This window comes from Novosphingobium sp. (assembly GCF_036820275.1).
Lineage (GTDB): Bacteria > Pseudomonadota > Alphaproteobacteria > Sphingomonadales > Sphingomonadaceae > Novosphingobium.
Genome location: NZ_DAISLT010000031.1, coordinates 55,336 through 72,503, shown reverse-complemented (window position 1 = coordinate 72,503; position 17,168 = coordinate 55,336). Strand labels below are relative to the sequence as shown.

Below are 17,168 nucleotides of genomic sequence, written 5' to 3'. Positions count from 1 at the left end.
GGCTGTCCAACCATCACCGCCTCCGCTGTCGCGCTCGCGCAGTGAATCATCTCATGCCGTCAGGCGCTACCGGTTTTTCGAAGTGTCCAGGTTACTGACCACTTTGAGAATCCGATGGGGGTGATCATTACGATCTCCCCCAGCGCTCATGACTTCACATACCCGACTATTCGCTAATTAGTTCCAAGCAGCAATGATTCGAGGAAAATTATCGACACAACCATCAAGCTGAACACCAATTAAGCGATTTCCGGCCTGAGCACTGAGGAGGATCGCCTGCAACAATTGAGCATGAGGATGATTATCTGGTAAGATATACCAGTCTGTCCGAGCGCAATTGTCCGGGTTTGCAAACGGACCGGAAAGCTTCACCAACATTCCACTGTTGTAATCTCCTGCGACACTAGAGATAGTACCGGTGGCCGATCCGGCTGCCAGTGTAGACGAACTAGACGTAAGAAAGATAGCCAGCACAGCGCCAACACTAAAGATTCGAGACATTAACCTTTCCAGAACACGTAGCATAATAAACTTATTCTCCTCCAATATCATTCCAATTGTGACAACAATTGCCTCACCAAGGGCTTGGAATCTTCTCCCTAGCACTATTTTGGCAGAAATGTGATTTTTGGAATTGCCAACGGAGATTTCCCTGATTCATGAGGAGCCAGCTTTTGTGGAGGCTGGCGATGGCAGAAGATTGGCGCAGCGATCTTGAGGTTTGGCGGGCGCCATTTCTCGCGGCTTTGCGGCACAAGACGCGGATGCGGGTGTGTCCAGCCTATATCGGGGGATTGACCGGCCCCGAGGACCGCAAGACCCAAGTTGAACAGTGCTGGCAGAACATGCGGGGAACGTCAGGCGTTAAGTAGCTGATTTTGCTGACAGTGGATTTAGCGGCAAAATGGGGTGTGATAACAACATTTTGCGTGTAACTGGCGGTTTGGTTTATCTCCACACGTGCAGGTAGTAACAACCTTGCCATGTATGTCGTCGAACGAGTCACTCGCGGGCACCGCTATCTTTACCTGGTCGAGAGTGTGCGCGAGGGCAAAACCGTCCGTCAGCGCACGATCAAGGCTCTGGGCCGCAAGGATGTGCTGGCCGCGAGTGGTGAACTCGACAGGCTGGCTGCCTCAATTGCCCGCCACGCCGAACGCAGCGTCATTCTGTCCGATATCGATGCAGGCCGGATCGCAGCTCGCAGGATTGGCGGCCCGTTGCTGTTCGGGCGCCTGTGGCAGCGGCTTGGTGTCGATGCGGTACTGGAAGAGGTGCTGGAAGGCCGCCAGTTCGGCTTTGCCGTGGAGCGCGCCGTATTCGTCGCCACACTGCACCGCCTGTTCGTCTCCGGCTCGGACCGAGCCTGCCTGGACTGGATGGAGAGCTACGCCATCGACGGCAGCGAAGATTTTGCCCTCCATCACTTCTATCGCGCCATGGCCTGGCTCGGCGAGGAGATCGAGGAGAAGGCAGAGGGGGGATTGGCACCTCGCTGCGTGAAAGACGTGATCGAGGAGAAGCTGTTCGATCGCCGCCGGGACCTGTTCACCGACCTCAGTCTTGTATTCATGGATACGACGTCGCTCTCGTTCTACGGCGCCGGCGGCGACACGCTGGGACGGCGCGGTCATTCCAAGGACCACCGGCCCGAGCTTGCTCAGCTGATCCTGGCCGTCGTGATCGATGCCCAGGGGCGTCCGATCTGTACCGAGATGGTCCCGGGCAACACGGCCGACATGAAGGTACTCATGCCCATCGTCACGCGCCTGCGCACCCGCTTCGGCATCACCCGCTCGTGCGTTGTGGCCGATCGCGGCATGATCAGCGCCGATACGATCGCCGCCCTTGAAGAGCTGGGCATGGAATACATCCTGGGTGCGCGAGAGCGCACAAGCAGCGTCATCCGCGATGTCGTGCTGAACGACACGGTCCCGATGGTGCCCCTGGTTCTCGAGCGGCAGGCAGGAGACACTCAGCTGTGGGTCAAGGAGGTGCGCGTTGGCAAAGGCGCAGATGCCCAGCGCTATGTCGTCACACTCAACGAAGCTGAGGCAAGGAAGGACAAAGCCGATCGGCAAGCGATCATCGATGGCCTCCAGACCCAGCTGAAGAAGGGTGACAAGGCCCTAGTTGGTAACTCAGCTTATCGCCGCTATCTCAAGGCCAGCGGCAAGACCTTCGAGATCGACATGGGCAAGCTTGCCGACGAGGCCCGCTACGATGGTATCAGCGTGCTGCGCACCAATGCCCGGATCACCCCGCTGCAGGCGGTCATCCGCTACCGTGACCTGCTTCAGGTCGAAGCCCTGTTCCGCGTCGCCAAGGCGAGCTTCGATACCCGGCCCATCTTCCATCAGTCCGATGCCGCTATCCGCGGCCATGTGTTTGTCTCGTTCCTCGCTCTGACGCTGGCCAAGGAACTCACCCGTCTTTGTCAGGAAAAGGGCTTCCAGCCCGAATGGCAGCCGCTCCTCAACGATCTCGATCGCCTTCAGGAAGCCACCATCGAAAAGGACGGCAAGGTCATTACCACCCGTACCCACGTCTCGGGCCAGGTAGGGAATGTCTTCAAGGCAACCGGCATCGCGCTGCCGGCCAATATCAGCGAGTTGCCACCGCAAACCTGAGCCTCTGCAGCTCAACCGACCCCAAAAATGTAGTGGTAACACTTGCGCCTGTGCGCCCATGCCATTGAACAAAAACGTATTTTCAAACGCACTGTTCAAGTTGGGCAAGAGCGTGCAACCGACTGCAATCCGTGATGGTGAGTTCCGCTACGACCAACTGCGTCATTTTGTTGCTGACGGGGTGTGGGAGAGTACGCGTAATTGCTCACGGGGTTGGCCAAGTGTAGCGTAACCGCCAGATTGTTACCGCGCTTTACGACCCTTGACGATATCAAGGGTTTCCGGATTGTAGATGACGTCTTCTAGGAAGGCCTCTTACTCTTCGGGTGAGCAGCGATTGTCGGCATGGAGATCGCGCAGTTCGTCGATGGCATCTGCAGTGATTGCGGTACAATAATCCTCTGGGCCGGAAGAGATGGTGATAATCGAGCCATATGTGAGATTGTCAGGATTGCTGACGATGGCATCGATCAGATCCGGGTGTTCGCCCAGCATGCCGGCGACGTAATCGAGCATGAAGACGTGGGATACGACAGCCATCAGGCGGCCTTCGCTAGCGGTGCTAACGGTGCCCGAGGGTGATGGGTTGCTTTTCGAAGCTCGGCACGGTAAAAATGGCCCCGCCGCGAGCATTAACCGATGTAAGTGGTTGAAATGCAACGTTTTATTGGCAGCACCCGTGCGTACGGTGCATTTCAAACGCCCTCGCGGCGTGCGTCGTTTCTACGCAGCGGCTTGCCCGCTGCGCTGCCTCGTGCCGGAAGGCGCGGGGCTCCCCGGGAGGGGATCCCCTGTTCTTCGCGGGCCAAAGGCCCGCAGCAAATCCTGCCTTGCGCGCAAGGCGCGAATTGCGGAAGATCAAGGCGGCGGGCAGGCCTCCTCAACGAGGAGTCTATCAATGCCCAAGATGTCCGAACGCGAACGCCTCGCCAGGATCGAGAGCGACCAGAGAAAGCTGGCTGAAGAAGCGGAAACCGTGCGCCGAACCCTTCGTTCGAGCTACGGGAGAATCTGTGCCGACCTTGCCGTCGAACGCCTGACGGAGCGTGAGTTCCGTGAGATCGTGAGCCATGCCATTCGGGGGCGGAGCCGCTATCACCCTGCTCAAGCCGCCCTCTCCAGCGGCCGCCAAATCCCAAACTGCGCCGGAACGGCGTCCCTGCGACGAGCACGGCGGAGCCGCGCGCAGGAGGCCGGTGCCCGACCAGGGCGCCGCATCGCCGAGCGACGGACCCGGCCTCTAGCCGGGTCCCTGAGCCCGGCGATCCGCCACCTCTCGCAAAAAAATGGAACCGGCGAAGGCCCTCGCCCTCGCCGGCTCCACCTCATCGGGCCTTCACCCCCGATGCCGGGTCTTTGCCGCATCCGTCGCTATGAAATGCGCCGGGATCCCGCCGTCCCTCACCAGTCTTGCGAGATGCGACTGGAGCCCCGAGCCTTCACAGACCACCGCCTCCACCGGCCGGAGCCGCATCATCGCCTCGTTGCGCGCAAAGCCCGCGCGCTTGCCCAAGCGCCGGTCGAGCGTGAACGCCACCAGCTTGGTTCCCGAGCGCTCCGCCCATGCCGCCGCTATCGCATCGCAGCCCTTGTCCTGTGCCGTTGTCGCAAGGATCATCGCGGGAATGCGGGTACGGATCGCGTCGAGTTCACCCCAGATCCGGGCGTGGTCTTCCCAGACCTGCCCTCCCGAGAAGAGCACGATCGGTCCACTCGGTGCCTGCGCCTCGATGCGCCGCTGCCGCCGCGCCGCGAGGAAATCAGCAGCTGCAATCACCGAGGCGGTGCGCTTGCCTGAGGTGAGCGTGGCGCGCGGCGCGGACCACGGATGGCCAGTCTCGGCATGGAACATCTGCGCGGCGTGGTCGCGCATGCACGCTACCGCTTCCACCGCCTCGTCGAGCCCGTGACAGAGCGTCTGCGCTTCCTCGATCCCGGCATTTGCAATCTCGCTGCCGTCGTTTTCGCGGACGCGTTCGCCGAGCTTGCGCGCCGCGTGATCCGCCTCGCCCTCGAGACCACTCGCCACCTTGTGGAAGCTGTGCACGACACCCCATGCAATACGCTCGCCGAGGGGTTCGAGGCGGGTATCGCGCAGCACATCGAAGAGCGTCGTCACCATCATCTCGATCGCCAGCTGCACCTCGCGCGCATCGGGCATCTCGGCGCAGACGCACTCATCGCTCACCGCCAGCCGCACTTCGCATGCGCCTTCCGCGAAAGCGGCGGCGAAGCTGTCTGCCGGTTCGCCAGTGCCCTCCGCGAGCAGATCGGCAATATCGGTGAAGCTGCGGGAAATCCTTGAAGCCTTGGTCATCGTAACCTCCTTGTCTTGAAGAGGTCCCTTCATCGGCACGGGCTCCGAGCGGCGGGGTCAAGGATCGCGGGGCTTCAGCCCCGTGACCGCGCCAGCGGCGATGGGGGCAACGATTTTGCGCAGCAAAATGGTGGGGCCCCGTCGTCCTTGAGGCCGACGCGGCCCCGTGCCACCCTGTCCAGATCCTGAGAGAGATGGGAGAGCTGGTCCGAAGGGGGTTCAATGCCCCCTGAGGGCCATTTCGGTAGGGCGCGCATGTCCCGGTTACGCAACAAGAAGCAGCGCATCCGCTTCGCTCTGGAAGCGGATGCGCCAGGTCTTTCGCGGGGTGCGCGAAGCTTTGCCGGCCTGCTGCTCACGGCAGTCACGGCGTCAGGATGCTGGCGGCAAATAGGCCTCGAAAGGGTTGCCTTCGTGAAGGTGCCCGAAAGGCGTGAACACGAACCCCTTCTCGTCGTGCCCGACCGCGCAGATGACATAACGCCGCTCGCCGGTCACCGCGCAGGTACATTCGAGGAGCGCGAGATGGCCATCGCGCGCGGCGCGTTTAAGGGTATCGAAATTGCGCCGAAAGGTGCGGGGAATTGCCATGACGGTGCCTCCTCAGGTGACAACGTGCAGACGAGGTCCGGGCGAAACGGCATTGGCCGTCTGGTCGCTTTTGCGGAAGGCATGGATCGGGATGCCCGCCTTGCGAAGCAGTTGGTAAAGGTTGGCTTGCAGACCCGAACCCTCGCAGAGCACCGCCTCGACCGGCTTCAACTCAACAAGCTTGCGGTTACGGGTAAAGGCAACCTTACCTCCCGAGCCATAGAGGCCGTAAGCGACCAGCGGCACTGCAACCTCTGAACGCGCAGCCCACGCCGCAGCGATAGCATCGGCCCCCTTGCGCTGCCCGGTCGTCACCAACGTCATGCTGGGTACGCGTGTGCGGATCTGGTCGAGCCGTTCCCATATCGGCTGCCAATCGTGCCACTGCGCCGGCCCTGAAAAGACCACGATTGGTCCTTGCGGCATATGCTTCTCCCGGGCGATCAACGCACGCTGGCGCAGAAAATCCTGCGCCGCGATCTGGCTCGCCGAAGACGCCGGAGAAACCCTGCTCCCGCGCGCGGGCGACCACGGCCAACCCGACAGCGCCCGGTACATTTCGGCGGCATAATCGCGCATGCATTCGAGGGCCTCACGCTGCTCGGCGGTGGAGCGGCACAGCAACTGCTTCTGCTCGAGATTGCCGGTAAACACCTCGCTCATGTCGGGAGACCGCGCCATTTCGCCGATCTCCTCGGCCAGTACATCTTCGCGGCGTTCGAGCTTTCCGGCCACGAAGTGGAACGAATTGACGAAGCCCCATGCCAGCTCCGCCGCCAGGGGCTCGAGACGCGTTCCGGTGAAAAGATCGAAAATTGCTGCGATGATGCCTCCGCAATCGGCCTGCGCGGCCAGGGGTTCCGGCATCTCATGTTCCGCAGGTGCATCGCCGGGCTCGGCTATCGATAACGGAATAGGGTCGCCGAAAGCCGCTCGGAACTCAGGCGTCATGGTCATTTCTGCATAGAGCGTCTTCAGGTCGGAAAAGCGATCGATGGTTGAGGAATGGGACATGATGCGTCTCCCGCGATTTGGGAAAAGGAAAACCGGGGGACGCATGACAGCGCCCCCCGGCATCAAAGCGTGGCTTCAGAAGGCGATCTCATCGTCGAGTTGTTCGCCGAGGCCGCCCGACAGCGAACCGTCGCCGTCCGCCGTGCTGTCTCCGAAACCGCCACCGGCGCCGCCGTCGCTTACGCCTTCGTAGTCGCGCCGGACGCTCCGCGTTGCGGGACCGAAGTCGTCACGGCGCTGGGGCCGGCGCCACGCGACACGCAGGCCCTCCTGCTCGGTACCAAAAAGCGCGATCGGCAGCGGTTCGGGAAGGCTGGGGTCATCGATCGAGCCCTGGAGGAAGGCCTCGCCGGTGGTATTGCGGGCGATGGCTTCCCACAGAGCGCCGATCTGGACCCAGCGATTACCGACGTTCAGCGCGACGATCTCATAGACCGGCGCGCGGTCGTTTTCGCTTTCGACGGGGCGCAGACCGAGGTGGGGCAGATCGATGGTCCGGGTCGCGATCGAACCCATGAGACGACCGCCACGGAGCTGAAATTCACCAATGTTCATCTGACTTCTCCTTTGACTTGGCGCCGCTCCAAACAATCTTGGAACGACACCTTCAAAGGTCCCCCTCTTCTCCCGCCCCCTCCCTCGCACAGCCAAAGAACGCCCGCGTGCGAGCCGCCCAAGCCTCCGCCTCCATCCGTTTTCGCTGGACGCCATAAGCGCTCCCGGTAACTGTGCCGGACTAACGCGGTTTTGAGGAACCAATCGTCACCACCCGGCACAGTCCTATCGCCAAAAGGTCGGCCGGATGGACTGTGCTATCCCCGCAGATCGAGCATCCATTCCTGCTGGAACCCGTCCTGCCTGTTGGGCCAAATGGCAGTCTTCCTGGATCTCATTCCAGTCGAGACGGTTCACGGAGTACGGGGCAAACTGGGACCTGCGTCAGGCCGAGCGACCGCAAAAGCACCCCCTGCCTTCGTTCTCGCATTCTTCCTCAGCTACTGATAGCGAGCGGGCTCATCCGCGAAGGACGAATATGCTGATCAGTAACTCGACGGTGCAGGAGGTCCGGACCCTACTGGCGGATCTGGAGATCCTTGTAGACCGAACACAGCTGCCCGTCGGCGAAGCATTCGATCGACCTTTGGCGAATATCGAACCGCGGCAAGAGGTGACTACTGACGAGGCTGAGCGGTCACAGAAGCCGTAACCCGGATCATCATCAGGGGATCGACTTCAAAAATTCCGTGCAACAAAGTCTAGTGCTCAGGAACTGGCGACTAGCATTAGGCTTTACATGGCGATCCATTGAGCAGACAAAGGCCGCCCCCAAACCCTATAAAAGGGAAATCCCATGTCCGAGACCGAGCAGCCTGAACTGGCACGTCTGACTGTAGAACTGCTTAGCGCCTACGTCGCAAACAACACCGTTCCCAGCGAGAGCCTTGCCGCGCTGATCGAAACCACGCGCGCAGCCCTTGCGGGCGAACCTTCGGTTCCGGTCGTTCCCACGCCCGAATACAAGCCCGCCGTAACGGTTGAAGCGAGCCTGGCATCACCCGAGCACATCGTGAGCTTGATCGACGGCAAGCCCTACAAGACGCTCAAGCGTCACCTGAGCAACAATGGCCTTACGCCTGCCGAGTACCGCGCGCGTTACGGCCTGCCGGCCGATTATCCGCTGGTCGCGCCCAGCTATTCGGAGAAGCGCCGTTCGGTCGCCAAGAAGATGGGACTTGGCGGTCGTCCTGCTCCTACCGCCGCAGCCAAGGTTGAGGCAGCTGCAGAGGCGGGTAAGCCAACCGGTAGAAAGACGGCCAAGCCTGCGGCGCAGAAGGCCAAGGCAGCAAAGCCTGCAACTGTGAAGTCGGCAAAGGCTGAAGCCAAGCCGGTCGCGGCTCCGGCAGTTCCTGCCGCAGAATCGGCGGAAGCTACATCCGCGGCAACGGCGTCGTCGACTGCTCCCAAGGCAGGCCGCAAGATGGCCCGCCCGAAGTCCACGGCGGCGACTGCAGCCAAGACCGAGACAGCGGCACCGGCCGCTCCTGCAAAGTCCGTCACCTCTCGCAAGAAGCTCGGGATCAGCACCGGTTCTTCCACCCCCGCGACGCCCGCGGTTGAACCAGCGAATGCCAAGGCAGCGCCGAAATCTGCTGACAAGGCGGCGGTGAAGGCAGCTCCCAAGAAGAAGGCTGCGGCGACGAAGAGCAAGAAGACCTCAGCCGCGAGTGCCGACACGGCTACCCCGGCAGAAAAGGTCGCCTGAGGCGAAAGCATAGGAGGGGATCTGCGCTGCCCGCAGATCTTTCTCCGAACACTTCAAAGAGACGGCGGGCCAGGATTCTGGTCCGCCGTTTTTCTATGTCTGCCATCAGCGCGGGGAAGGATCAGGATAAAGCAGGATTACCGTCAGCTGGCAGGACAACAGGAATTGCCCAGACGCTGCCTCGCTCAGCCGCTGGCTCACAATGCGGTGAACACCAGGTCACCGATCACGATCGGCCCGTCTGGGCTCAGAACGCAAACGCCAATTGATCGGGATGGACTGAGCGGCGACGGGTACCGCGTTCGCGGGCGCAATCCTGATCCACGGTCCCGAAGATGACCTTGATCATGTTCATGGCGCGTGCGTTGATCCGAGGCGCCGCTTCGAGACGCCTAACTGCCCGCGCCGGATCCCGATAGCCGATCGCCTTGCCGAGCTCAACCTCGGTCAGCCCGCGGTTCTTTCGCGCAGCAGCAAGTTCGGCGCCGGTCATCAGAAACTCCGTGGATAACTTGTAACTTGCATTGACGGTGCCAAAAGACACTTCACCAACGCGGAAAGGCCGCAGTTTATAGCCGTTTCCGGCAAGGTCCACCAGATCCGGCATTATGACTTTCCACGAACTTTCCCCAAGATATCTACACCCTTCGGGACGAGGGCCAGTCAGCAGATGTTGGTAGATGCCGCGACCTCCCGGCTCCAAGGGAGAGGCGCTACCCACGGTGGAAGGCCGCAGCATTCTACCCCGCTCCCGCCAGGAAGGGCGGCAGGAGCACCCGCACGACGCAGCCCAGATCGGGTATGGCCGGATTGAAGTACGGGCTTTGCTCCGCCCACATCCGGCACGTCGTCATCGCTTCAGCTGGACGAGATGCTAGAACGAAGACCTCTTCCTCGTGGAACAGCGCGTCTCCACAATAGAATTCTATGCGGGCGCGAAAACAGTCGCGCGAAGGCACGGTCGGCATCATCTGTCCTCCCGGCACAGTTCAGTTTGGGGGCGAAATGGAAATTTGGCTTGGCTTGCTTCGCCGGCTCAGGATGCCCGCTCGAGCAGTCGGCGGGCCTTGCCTTCCCATTCCAGACGATCATCCTGGTGCGGTTTTGTCCGGGCGACGGCGCTGATCCCTTGGACAAAATCATATATCGAGGCCGGGGGATGCCCCTCTTCGTTCAGCACCGTCGCTATGATCCGGCTCGTGTCCGCCTTGGAGAAACCGCGGGTTCGCAGGAATGCCGTTTGATCTTCATCGCTACGCGCAACCAGGCGCTCACGGGCCGTCCTGACGCCTTCAATGAAGCCCCGGGCCGAAGAGTTGGCAAACTGCTTGAGGGCCGGCGCTGCTTGCTGGGCAAAACGGCCTGCCGCAAACTTTGAATGACGGATGCTGATTTCCTCGAAGTTTTCGACGCCCCACAGGTTCCGGTTCATGCACACGGCACGCAGATAGAACGTTCCGATGCCAAGCGACTTCGATCCGACCTCGTTATTCCATGTGAAAAATCCGCGAAAGAAGAGATCTGGATCGCCATTCGGTAGTTTTCCAGCTTCGATAGGATTGGTATCATCGACGAGAAACAGGAATACATCCCGGTCCGAGGCATAGAGGGTCGTGTTATCATTCGTCACGTCGACATGCGGATTATAGGTCATCGAAGACCAGTCGAGGACGCCGGGGACCTTCCAGCGTGTATCGCCCGTGCCGTTGCCGGCAATTTGCATGACAGCAGCGACCAGTTCGTGATCCCAGATCCTGCCGTAGTCAGGGCCGGTGACGGCGCGAAGTTCCGTCCGGCCCTCCCGCGTCTCCAGCAGTTTGACATGATCGCCGCGGTGCGAGAGCAAGCCATGCTGCAGGTTCACGCCCGCCAGTGCGCCAGGAAGGTTGCGCAGGTATGATGCCGGCGCGCCGACCAGACTGCAGAGCTGCCCGAATGACCAGTTGGTCGGAGCGACCGGTTCGAGGCCGTCGGTAGGGATCAGCGTGAGCGCATCCGGATCGCCCGCATCCGCGCAAACCTTGATCCCCTTGCTTTCGACAACCCGTGTCGAGGCGACCTGTCCGCGCGCCAGCACACTGGCATAGAGATCGTCGAGCGACAGGAAGCGTTCGTCCGGCGGACGTGAGAACCATTCGGACGACACGCGCGAGACATTGCGCCCCTTGCTGATGTCGACGCGGTAGGGCGCGGAACCGGCTGCACTTGAGGTTTGCGGGGAGTTGGCCATGAGAGAATTCCTTTCTCGGATCAAGGTGCGAACCCAGCGTCCGCATCTCACCCCCTTCCATCCACCTCCCCTCGTGCCGGGCCACTGAAAGGCCTCTCCGCGATGGCGAGCATGTCGGCGTCCGCGCGTGTCTTGAGAAGTTCGTCGGCGCAGCATGACCGGACTGGGGCCGAACGGGCCAGTGGCGTGTCCATGCGCAGGTGCCTCTGCCGACGCCGCAACCGAACTCCGGCCATGCCTGCACGGATCAGGGCGTGTCAGGGCGTCCATGCTTCGTATTTCCGGCACGCGTGCCATCATGAAAGCCGAGATCCTAGAGACGGCAGGCAATCGCTGCTATCTCAGGTTCCGTACCCCGTCCCGCAATCAGCGGTATCTGCATGACGGCGAAGGGCGGAAGGTCATAGCGACGAGAGCGGCCGATACTCGGCACCGCCGCCACGCTCTCGTTCCCAGGCGGCAAGCCAGAAATCGTCGGAAGTCACCCCTGCTTCGAGCAGCATTTCCGCTGCCAGTAGCGGGTGTTCGGCGACGAGTGCGGCAAGATCGTCGCGGTCGCCAAGCTCATCCTGCCAGGACCAGGGTGCGTCATCGCAGCGTGAGGGGTCTCTGGCGATCACCAGCTTTGCCGTGTCGAACCGCAACATCGCCCCAAGCAGTTTCTCGCAGTGCCCCAGGTCCAGGGTTTCCTTGGGTCCGTGCTGGGAATAGTAACCGACCGAAATGTTGGTGCACTCCGGCACCAGGCCGGCATACTCGTTGGTGTCCGTAAACACACCGGAATTGTCCGGGCGGTAGCGAAACCCGGCATCCAGCTCGTTGAGCGCGGAAGCGAAGCTCGTCGCGAAGGCATCCGAGCAGGTGCGGCCGTAGCTCTGGTGGGTGATCACGTCGAAGAGCCCCGCCCGGTCGAAGGCTATGGCGGCATCGATGCCACCCAGCAATTGCGGCGTGGTTCGCCTGATCCACTGAGAACCGAGGCACCCATGCTCCTCGCCGCGGTGGAAGACGTAGAGCCCGGGACGGCTGGCCGCGATCATGTTCAACATGATCCACAGCCCTGCCCCGTCGTCTGCTCCCAGCGACATTCCAGACTTGCCGTGGCGTAGTGCCGCGATGCCGAGGTCGCTCACGGCGATCTCCTGGGCGCCGCCGCGCGCCGCGACAGTATCGACATGGCAGCTCCACAAGATACGCGGAGCGCTGCCGACGGCAATCATCCGGTTCCCGAAGGCGTCGGCTTTCATGCCGGGAACCCGGTCGAGAAATTCCCTGCAGAAAGCTTGTTCCGTATCGCTGTCGTGCGGCCGGGCCCAGGACAGTATTTCGAGCAGGCCTCTGCGGCCGGAAACGTGATGGTCCATGGTTCAGGCTCCCGCGTTCGAGGAATGGGCCGCCGCGGCACAGGCAGTCATCCCGGACGACAGTTGGATGTCATCTGGCTCGTCGGTGATTGGTTGTTGGCGATCCATCGGACAAACAAGGCTGCCTGCGCCGGGATCGGCCCGTTCTGTGTCCAGTTCAGCGCAATCATCAGCGCCGTGCTTACTCCCGCATGCGTGATCAGCTAACCGGCTGGGAGGCGCTCCCAGGAAGCACTGATAATCGTGCACGTGCGCATTTGCCTGGAGCGGATCGTCATCATCGAGGGGCTCGGGAAGACAACCTTCGCACAGCCATTCGCCTTGGTATTCGTAGAGATCGTCGGAACGAAACACGTCCCCCGTAGCGTCGCACTCGCGGCAACAATCGCGCATCCACCATTCGCTGCGATCCTCGAGATAGACAGCGCCAAAATTCGCTGCGCCGGCCTCCAGGACAGTGTGCTCGGCCCCGTGCGCATAGACGATCACAAAGTCTTCGTTTTCGGGGTACGATCGCTCGTTGTGCTCGCAATATGTTGAGTGGTTGCTGAAACAGTTCTCGCACCATTCCTCATAGGAGCCATCTGCGTGATGTACCGTATCATATGGCCGCGCCTGACCTTCGCAGCGGCAGCAATACCAGGGCAGTAAGCCTAACCCGGTCGTGCTTTCCGACGATATCGTGCCTCGACCGACGATCAAATACTCACCGCCGTCGGCAAGATCGTCGCCGCCGTCGATATAGGGCACAACGAAGCAGTCATCGTGCTCGATCCGTTGTAGCCGCGCTCCGTTCAAACCGCCCTCGCCGTAACCTTCCCGTTCCAGAAGAAGCTTGAGACGCGAGACGTCGCCGTAGATTGTCGTGTAGACTTTGCGCGCTGGCCACACGATGCTGCGTGCCCGGGCATCGTCACGCGCCCCGATATAGGCAAGGGCAGTGTCCGGCCCGGCATAGACGCGAACCGGATGGCACAGACTTTCGAAGTCGTCCGCCGGGTGTGCCATGCAACTGCATGGGCCGCCGACGTAGACGTCTTCGATTTCGTCGGCGTCCTGAGTAACCTTGAGCGTGTCTTCCTCCAGCTGGACGGAAAGGCGCGCGCACCAGTGCTCGATCGCGTTGTTATCGAGATCAGCGGAAAAGAAACGCTGCAGATACCGACCGGGCGACATGACAAGCTGGCGGTCGACCGCTCCTTTCGCGGCATTCTCGGTGAAGGCGATCTTGCCGGCCTGTTCCGTCGAGACATGGCAGAAATGCTCCTCGTGCCGGATTTGATACCAGGCCTCCGCGTGCCACGGCACCTGCGTGTACGTGCCGTCGGCAAACCGCATCCGCTCCCGGGATTGCCAATCGATGTCGCCGCTCTCGTCGCTCGCCTGTACGACGCGAAAGGCAACGCCAGGAAAATCGGCATGTATTCGCTTTCGGGCAGCCTCAGCCTCGCCGAACGAAGGCCAAAGATCCCGATGATCGCGGGTTAGCAGGCAAAACTCGGCCGGGACCGGGCGCCACTCATCGGTAGAGGGCGAATAGTGGATCTGGAACTGTGCCATGGACGTGACTCCGCGGGCCGTGACCCGGATGCGGGTACGGCTGGAAATCGGCGCGACCGCGCCAAAGGGAGCGCGGCGGCCGGACAAGCGGACACCCATCCGCATACCGCGCCGCCGCGCCGGTTCAGTTGGATTGAGAGCTGCCGCCCGATACGAGGATGGCAGCGCAGGAGCCCTGACCGGGAGGTTGGGATGGCTCCGTGACTAGATCATGCGGCGGCCGGAATATCCTCGCCCGCTTCGGGATCGGTGACTTCAAAGCCGGAGCGGGGACCGTCCGGTGCAACTGCCCTCCCGGCCGCATCGATGTCAGAAAGCGCCATCGGCTGCGGCAACCAGGTTGCGAGACGCTGCTTCGTGTCCGCGTCCGTAACCGTGTCTCCGGCGAACAGGCGCTCCGCAGCGGCGGCGAGATCGAACTTGCGGGATGCCGCGTACCGGCTGCGCAGTTCCACTCCACCGATACCCTCGAAGAGATCGAGTATCCGGGGCTTGGTCAGGCGATCGAAGAAGTTGCGGGCGGTCGGACGCCACCAGCTGGCGACATCGATCTCAAGCTTGCCGCCGAGATGATCGAGGAACGCGCTGCCGGCCTCGCCATGAGGTACGGCATGCAAGGTCCGGGCGACCGCCCATCCCAGCCATGCCGCTTGCCTGGCGGATTCAAGGAGGCAGAAAGCGTCATAGCGATCGACCATCGCGTCGTGGTCCTGCCAACTGCGATCGAGGCTTGCCTCCAACTCCGTCCAGGCCGCCGCCGCCGGCGTACCGCTTTCGAACCCTGCATTTCTGGGCCCTGCTGCCGGCGCCGCCAGTTCGCTGGGCATTGCATTCCATCCAGGACGCCTGGTCCGATCCGCCATGATGAACGTGGCGAGATCGAGGGCGAACGGTGCATCTCTGGCAACGTGAACGGAGAGGAGCTCGGACTTCATGCTCGCAAGCTCATCGAGCAGGCGCAGGCTGTAACTCTCACCTGCTTCTTCGGCTTCGTCCCCGTCGCCAGCTCCGTCCAGGGCATCATCCGGTCCACTGACGCCGCCCTCAGGTTCGTCGGCTTCGTCCAAACTGCCGGAATCGTCTTCGAAGCAAACGGCGAACACCTCATGATGAAGCCGGGGCCGTCCTTCGGCATCGATGACCAGATATGCTATCGCGTTTGCCTTCTGATCCAGCGTCAGTTGCAGCGAGGCTTCGATCAGGGTCTCCATCTCCTCGGCGAGCGTGTCGAGTTCGGTGCACTGTTCCTCGGTGTAGTCGTCCGAATCTGCCGCGCCGGCCTCGATCGCCTCGATACGAGCCGTGATCTCATCATGCCGCGCCTGCGCCTCGGGTCCGAGGGGCATCGGCACCGGCTCGATCACGGAAAGATGGCAGGTCTCGGAGTAGGGAATGCTGGTCGCCGCCACCCTGCGAACCTCCGCATAGCCCTCTCGCTCCCGCAGTGCCGCCGCCGCGGCGGACATGGCTTCGTCGGCAAGGCGCTCGACGAGCTCGCCGTCGCACCAGACCTCCGAGGACTCGTCGCTGAAGAGATCGGTGTCGATCCGCCCCCCGGCCGCAAGATAGGCATCGCGCCCGACGAGCAGGGCCTTGGGCGCGCCGCCGTTGAACGATCCCGTTGCGAGTTGGCGCCGGATTTCGTTGAGGTTGGAGCTATAGTAGTGCCCGTCGAGCTCGTGAAACACCTTGGCCTGACGATCGATGTCCGTCGTAGCAGCATAGGCTTTCGCGATTTCAAGGGTGATGGTGCCGCTGCGAAGTGCCTCGAACACCGGCTCGGCAAGATTAGCCAGGCGCAGGCGGCCCAGCACGAACCGTTCGGTCTTGCCGAACCGCTTGGCGAGCTCGGCAGGCGATTTGTTCTCGCGCTCGATCATGCCTTGGAACGCCCGGCATTCATCGGCCGGGTTCATCGGCAGATTGTAGTGGTTTTCGGCAAAGCTCATTTCAATGGCATCGCGGGTGCCCTTGACCACGAGCAGCGGGACCATGAAATCATCGCCCAGCTTGCCGCTGGCGATGGCGCGGTGGACGCATTCCAGGCGCCGGCCGCCCCCGACGATTTCATACCGCCCTTTCTTGCGCGGAACGGGAACACCGATCAGGTTCTGGAGAATGATGCCTGTCTCGCCGATGTTCGCTTCCAGCTCGGCATCGGCAGCCTCATCGCTTTGCGTCCTGACATTGTGCTTCGACACCGCGCAATCGAGCGCCCGGACGTAGAGAAGGTTTGTCGTCGTCATAGGATAGATCCTTCTGGCGGATCGGCTGAAAACCAGCCTGTCATCCGCCCCACCCCTTCTCCCTTTCCTCCTGCTGGCATCGGCGGCGCAGGACATCGTTCCAGTCGTTGTGACCGTCCCAGGGCCACTCGGTCCGCACCGCAAGACCGCAGCGGCTATAGGCTGCGTGCGCCTTTTCGGCTGCGATCCGTCCTGCCCGGTCGCTGTCGGGCAACAACACCACCGTCCGAACCTGGCTCGGCAGAGAGAGGACGTGAAAGCGGGTGCTGCCGAGCACGGCCCAGACCGGAATTCCAAGCAGCGCAGTCGCGGAGAGGGCCGTTTCGATCCCCTCTGCAAGGCCCAGCTCAGCCTCGACCGCAGAAAGCCGCACAGCGCCGGCCCAGAGACGCCCAAGGCACAGCCGAGCTTCCGGAAGGTCCCTGGCAAGCCCGAGGCCGTCAGCGCGCAAGAATAGGCGCTGCAGCGCAGTCAGGCCTTTGTCGCCGGCAACCGCCGCAAGGATTGCCGGACGACGCTCTACGGCTCGACCGCGACCGCGCGGTGTTCGTGGATGGAACCGCAAGGCCGGTGGATGAACGAAGAGGTTTCGGCTGCGAAGGTAAGCGGCACCTATCGTTTGCTGCAGCGGGAACGCCTCGTCCCAGAGGGCTCGGACCAGCATGCCCGGGCGCGGCGTGATGAAAACTGGTTGCCGCCGTTCCTGTCGTGGAACTACCCAGTTTTCCGCGCGGAGCGCTGCCAGTACCGCGGAGGTTTCGCATCCGGCGAAGCACTTGAAGAGCAGCGTCCGCTCACCGACGCGAACAGACAGGCTCGCCACTCTGTCGTCATGAGCAGGGCATCTGCAAATCCCACGGTCCTGGTGCCAGCGGCCGCCCAGAGCCGTGACGAGTTGCTGCCCAGCGGCAGCAAGATCAGCCGGAAATGACACGGGAGGCCCTCCTTCCAAG

16 protein-coding genes and 1 pseudogene are annotated in these 17,168 nt (G+C 62.0%); 3 read left to right on the top strand and 14 right to left on the bottom strand.

Annotation, left to right across the window (positions count from 1 at the left end; genetic code table 11):
- Nucleotides 1–177: 177 nt before the first annotated feature.
- Nucleotides 178–501 carry a hypothetical protein gene (locus tag V7066_RS20655; protein ID WP_334184862.1) on the bottom strand — a complete coding sequence of 108 codons (324 nt, stop codon included), beginning with the start codon at nucleotides 499–501 and terminating at the stop codon, nucleotides 178–180.
- 482 nt (nucleotides 502–983) lie between these two features.
- On the opposite strand from V7066_RS20655, the gene V7066_RS20650 reads away from it, so the two are divergent.
- Nucleotides 984–2,630 carry an IS1634 family transposase gene (locus V7066_RS20650; protein ID WP_334184861.1) on the top strand — a complete coding sequence of 549 codons (1,647 nt, stop codon included), beginning with the start codon at nucleotides 984–986 and terminating at the stop codon, nucleotides 2,628–2,630.
- 315 nt (nucleotides 2,631–2,945) lie between these two features.
- Here V7066_RS20650 and V7066_RS20645 read toward each other — a convergent pair whose 3' ends face one another.
- The 5 genes from V7066_RS20645 to V7066_RS20625 all read right to left on the bottom strand — a co-directional run bounded on the left by V7066_RS20645 (nucleotide 2,946) and on the right by V7066_RS20625 (nucleotide 7,107).
- Nucleotides 2,946–3,170, bottom strand: coding sequence for a hypothetical protein (locus V7066_RS20645; protein WP_334184860.1), 225 nt, complete (start codon nucleotides 3,168–3,170; stop codon nucleotides 2,946–2,948).
- 796 nt (nucleotides 3,171–3,966) lie between these two features.
- Nucleotides 3,967–4,947 (bottom strand): DUF2493 domain-containing protein, encoded by a 981-nt coding sequence (locus V7066_RS20640; protein WP_334184859.1) that lies wholly within the window; start codon nucleotides 4,945–4,947, stop codon nucleotides 3,967–3,969.
- Between the two features lie 372 nt (nucleotides 4,948–5,319).
- Nucleotides 5,320–5,538 carry a DUF6117 family protein gene (locus V7066_RS20635; protein WP_334184858.1) on the bottom strand — a complete coding sequence of 73 codons (219 nt, stop codon included), beginning with the start codon at nucleotides 5,536–5,538 and terminating at the stop codon, nucleotides 5,320–5,322.
- A 12-nt stretch (nucleotides 5,539–5,550) separates the two neighbouring features.
- Nucleotides 5,551–6,552: an SLOG family protein gene (locus tag V7066_RS20630; RefSeq protein ID WP_334184869.1), complete on the bottom strand. Its 1,002-nt coding sequence runs from the start codon at nucleotides 6,550–6,552 to the stop codon at nucleotides 5,551–5,553.
- 75 nt (nucleotides 6,553–6,627) lie between these two features.
- Nucleotides 6,628–7,107, bottom strand: coding sequence for a DUF736 domain-containing protein (locus V7066_RS20625; RefSeq protein ID WP_334184857.1), 480 nt, complete (start codon nucleotides 7,105–7,107; stop codon nucleotides 6,628–6,630).
- Nucleotides 7,108–7,903: 796 nt separating this feature from the next.
- On the opposite strand from V7066_RS20625, the gene V7066_RS20620 reads away from it, so the two are divergent.
- Nucleotides 7,904–8,815 carry a MucR family transcriptional regulator gene (locus tag V7066_RS20620; RefSeq protein WP_334184856.1) on the top strand — a complete coding sequence of 304 codons (912 nt, stop codon included), beginning with the start codon at nucleotides 7,904–7,906 and terminating at the stop codon, nucleotides 8,813–8,815.
- Nucleotides 8,816–9,062: 247 nt separating this feature from the next.
- Here the strand turns inward: V7066_RS20620 and V7066_RS20615 are convergent, their stop codons facing one another.
- From V7066_RS20615 to V7066_RS28825, 8 genes and pseudogenes are all read right to left on the bottom strand, one after another.
- On the bottom strand, nucleotides 9,063–9,422 hold the full coding sequence (locus V7066_RS20615) for a hypothetical protein (RefSeq protein ID WP_334184855.1): 360 nt from the start codon (nucleotides 9,420–9,422) through the stop codon (nucleotides 9,063–9,065).
- Between the two features lie 133 nt (nucleotides 9,423–9,555).
- On the bottom strand, nucleotides 9,556–9,786 hold the full coding sequence (locus V7066_RS20610; protein ID WP_334184854.1) for a hypothetical protein: 231 nt from the start codon (nucleotides 9,784–9,786) through the stop codon (nucleotides 9,556–9,558).
- A 65-nt stretch (nucleotides 9,787–9,851) separates the two neighbouring features.
- Complete coding sequence (locus V7066_RS20605; RefSeq protein WP_334184853.1) at nucleotides 9,852–11,045, bottom strand: DUF932 domain-containing protein; 1,194 nt, start codon at nucleotides 11,043–11,045, stop codon at nucleotides 9,852–9,854.
- Between the two features lie 401 nt (nucleotides 11,046–11,446).
- Nucleotides 11,447–12,292: a hypothetical protein gene (locus V7066_RS20600; protein ID WP_334184852.1), complete on the bottom strand. Its 846-nt coding sequence runs from the start codon at nucleotides 12,290–12,292 to the stop codon at nucleotides 11,447–11,449.
- A 120-nt stretch (nucleotides 12,293–12,412) separates the two neighbouring features.
- A complete protein-coding gene (locus V7066_RS20595; protein ID WP_334184851.1) occupies nucleotides 12,413–13,969 on the bottom strand; it encodes a hypothetical protein in 1,557 nt (518 codons plus the stop codon).
- A gap of 209 nt (nucleotides 13,970–14,178) precedes the next feature.
- Nucleotides 14,179–16,215 (bottom strand): ParB/RepB/Spo0J family partition protein, encoded by a 2,037-nt coding sequence (locus tag V7066_RS20590; RefSeq protein ID WP_334184850.1) that lies wholly within the window; start codon nucleotides 16,213–16,215, stop codon nucleotides 14,179–14,181.
- 40 nt (nucleotides 16,216–16,255) lie between these two features.
- Nucleotides 16,256–16,588, bottom strand: coding sequence for a toprim domain-containing protein (locus V7066_RS20585; RefSeq protein WP_334184849.1), 333 nt, complete (start codon nucleotides 16,586–16,588; stop codon nucleotides 16,256–16,258).
- Between the two features lie 51 nt (nucleotides 16,589–16,639).
- Nucleotides 16,640–16,879 (bottom strand): annotated as a pseudogene (locus tag V7066_RS28825) (DUF7146 domain-containing protein); the annotation flags it as partial.
- Here V7066_RS28825 and V7066_RS20580 point away from each other — a divergent pair.
- Nucleotides 16,790–17,146: a hypothetical protein gene (locus tag V7066_RS20580; protein ID WP_334184848.1), complete on the top strand. Its 357-nt coding sequence runs from the start codon at nucleotides 16,790–16,792 to the stop codon at nucleotides 17,144–17,146. The pseudogene V7066_RS28825 and the gene V7066_RS20580 overlap by 90 nt on opposite strands.
- The last annotated feature ends 22 nt before the right edge of the window (nucleotides 17,147–17,168 follow it).

Bases quoted from the DNA above. Each gene is read 5' to 3' on its own strand.
- V7066_RS20655 (WP_334184862.1), bottom strand. From the start codon at position 501: ATGTCTCGAATCTTTAGTGTTGGCGCTGTGCTGGCTATCTTTCTTACG.
- V7066_RS20650 (WP_334184861.1), top strand. From the start codon at position 984: ATGTATGTCGTCGAACGAGTCACTCGCGGGCACCGCTATCTTTACCTG.
- V7066_RS20645 (WP_334184860.1), bottom strand. From the start codon at position 3,170: ATGGCTGTCGTATCCCACGTCTTCATGCTCGATTACGTCGCCGGCATG.
- V7066_RS20640 (WP_334184859.1), bottom strand. From the start codon at position 4,947: ATGACCAAGGCTTCAAGGATTTCCCGCAGCTTCACCGATATTGCCGAT.
- V7066_RS20635 (WP_334184858.1), bottom strand. From the start codon at position 5,538: ATGGCAATTCCCCGCACCTTTCGGCGCAATTTCGATACCCTTAAACGC.
- V7066_RS20630 (WP_334184869.1), bottom strand. From the start codon at position 6,552: ATGTCCCATTCCTCAACCATCGATCGCTTTTCCGACCTGAAGACGCTC.
- V7066_RS20625 (WP_334184857.1), bottom strand. From the start codon at position 7,107: ATGAACATTGGTGAATTTCAGCTCCGTGGCGGTCGTCTCATGGGTTCG.
- V7066_RS20620 (WP_334184856.1), top strand. From the start codon at position 7,904: ATGTCCGAGACCGAGCAGCCTGAACTGGCACGTCTGACTGTAGAACTG.
- V7066_RS20615 (WP_334184855.1), bottom strand. From the start codon at position 9,422: ATGCCGGATCTGGTGGACCTTGCCGGAAACGGCTATAAACTGCGGCCT.
- V7066_RS20610 (WP_334184854.1), bottom strand. From the start codon at position 9,786: ATGATGCCGACCGTGCCTTCGCGCGACTGTTTTCGCGCCCGCATAGAA.
- V7066_RS20605 (WP_334184853.1), bottom strand. From the start codon at position 11,045: ATGGCCAACTCCCCGCAAACCTCAAGTGCAGCCGGTTCCGCGCCCTAC.
- V7066_RS20600 (WP_334184852.1), bottom strand. From the start codon at position 12,292: ATGAAAGCCGACGCCTTCGGGAACCGGATGATTGCCGTCGGCAGCGCT.
- V7066_RS20595 (WP_334184851.1), bottom strand. From the start codon at position 13,969: ATGGCACAGTTCCAGATCCACTATTCGCCCTCTACCGATGAGTGGCGC.
- V7066_RS20590 (WP_334184850.1), bottom strand. From the start codon at position 16,215: ATGACGACGACAAACCTTCTCTACGTCCGGGCGCTCGATTGCGCGGTG.
- V7066_RS20580 (WP_334184848.1), top strand. From the start codon at position 16,790: ATGAACGAAGAGGTTTCGGCTGCGAAGGTAAGCGGCACCTATCGTTTG.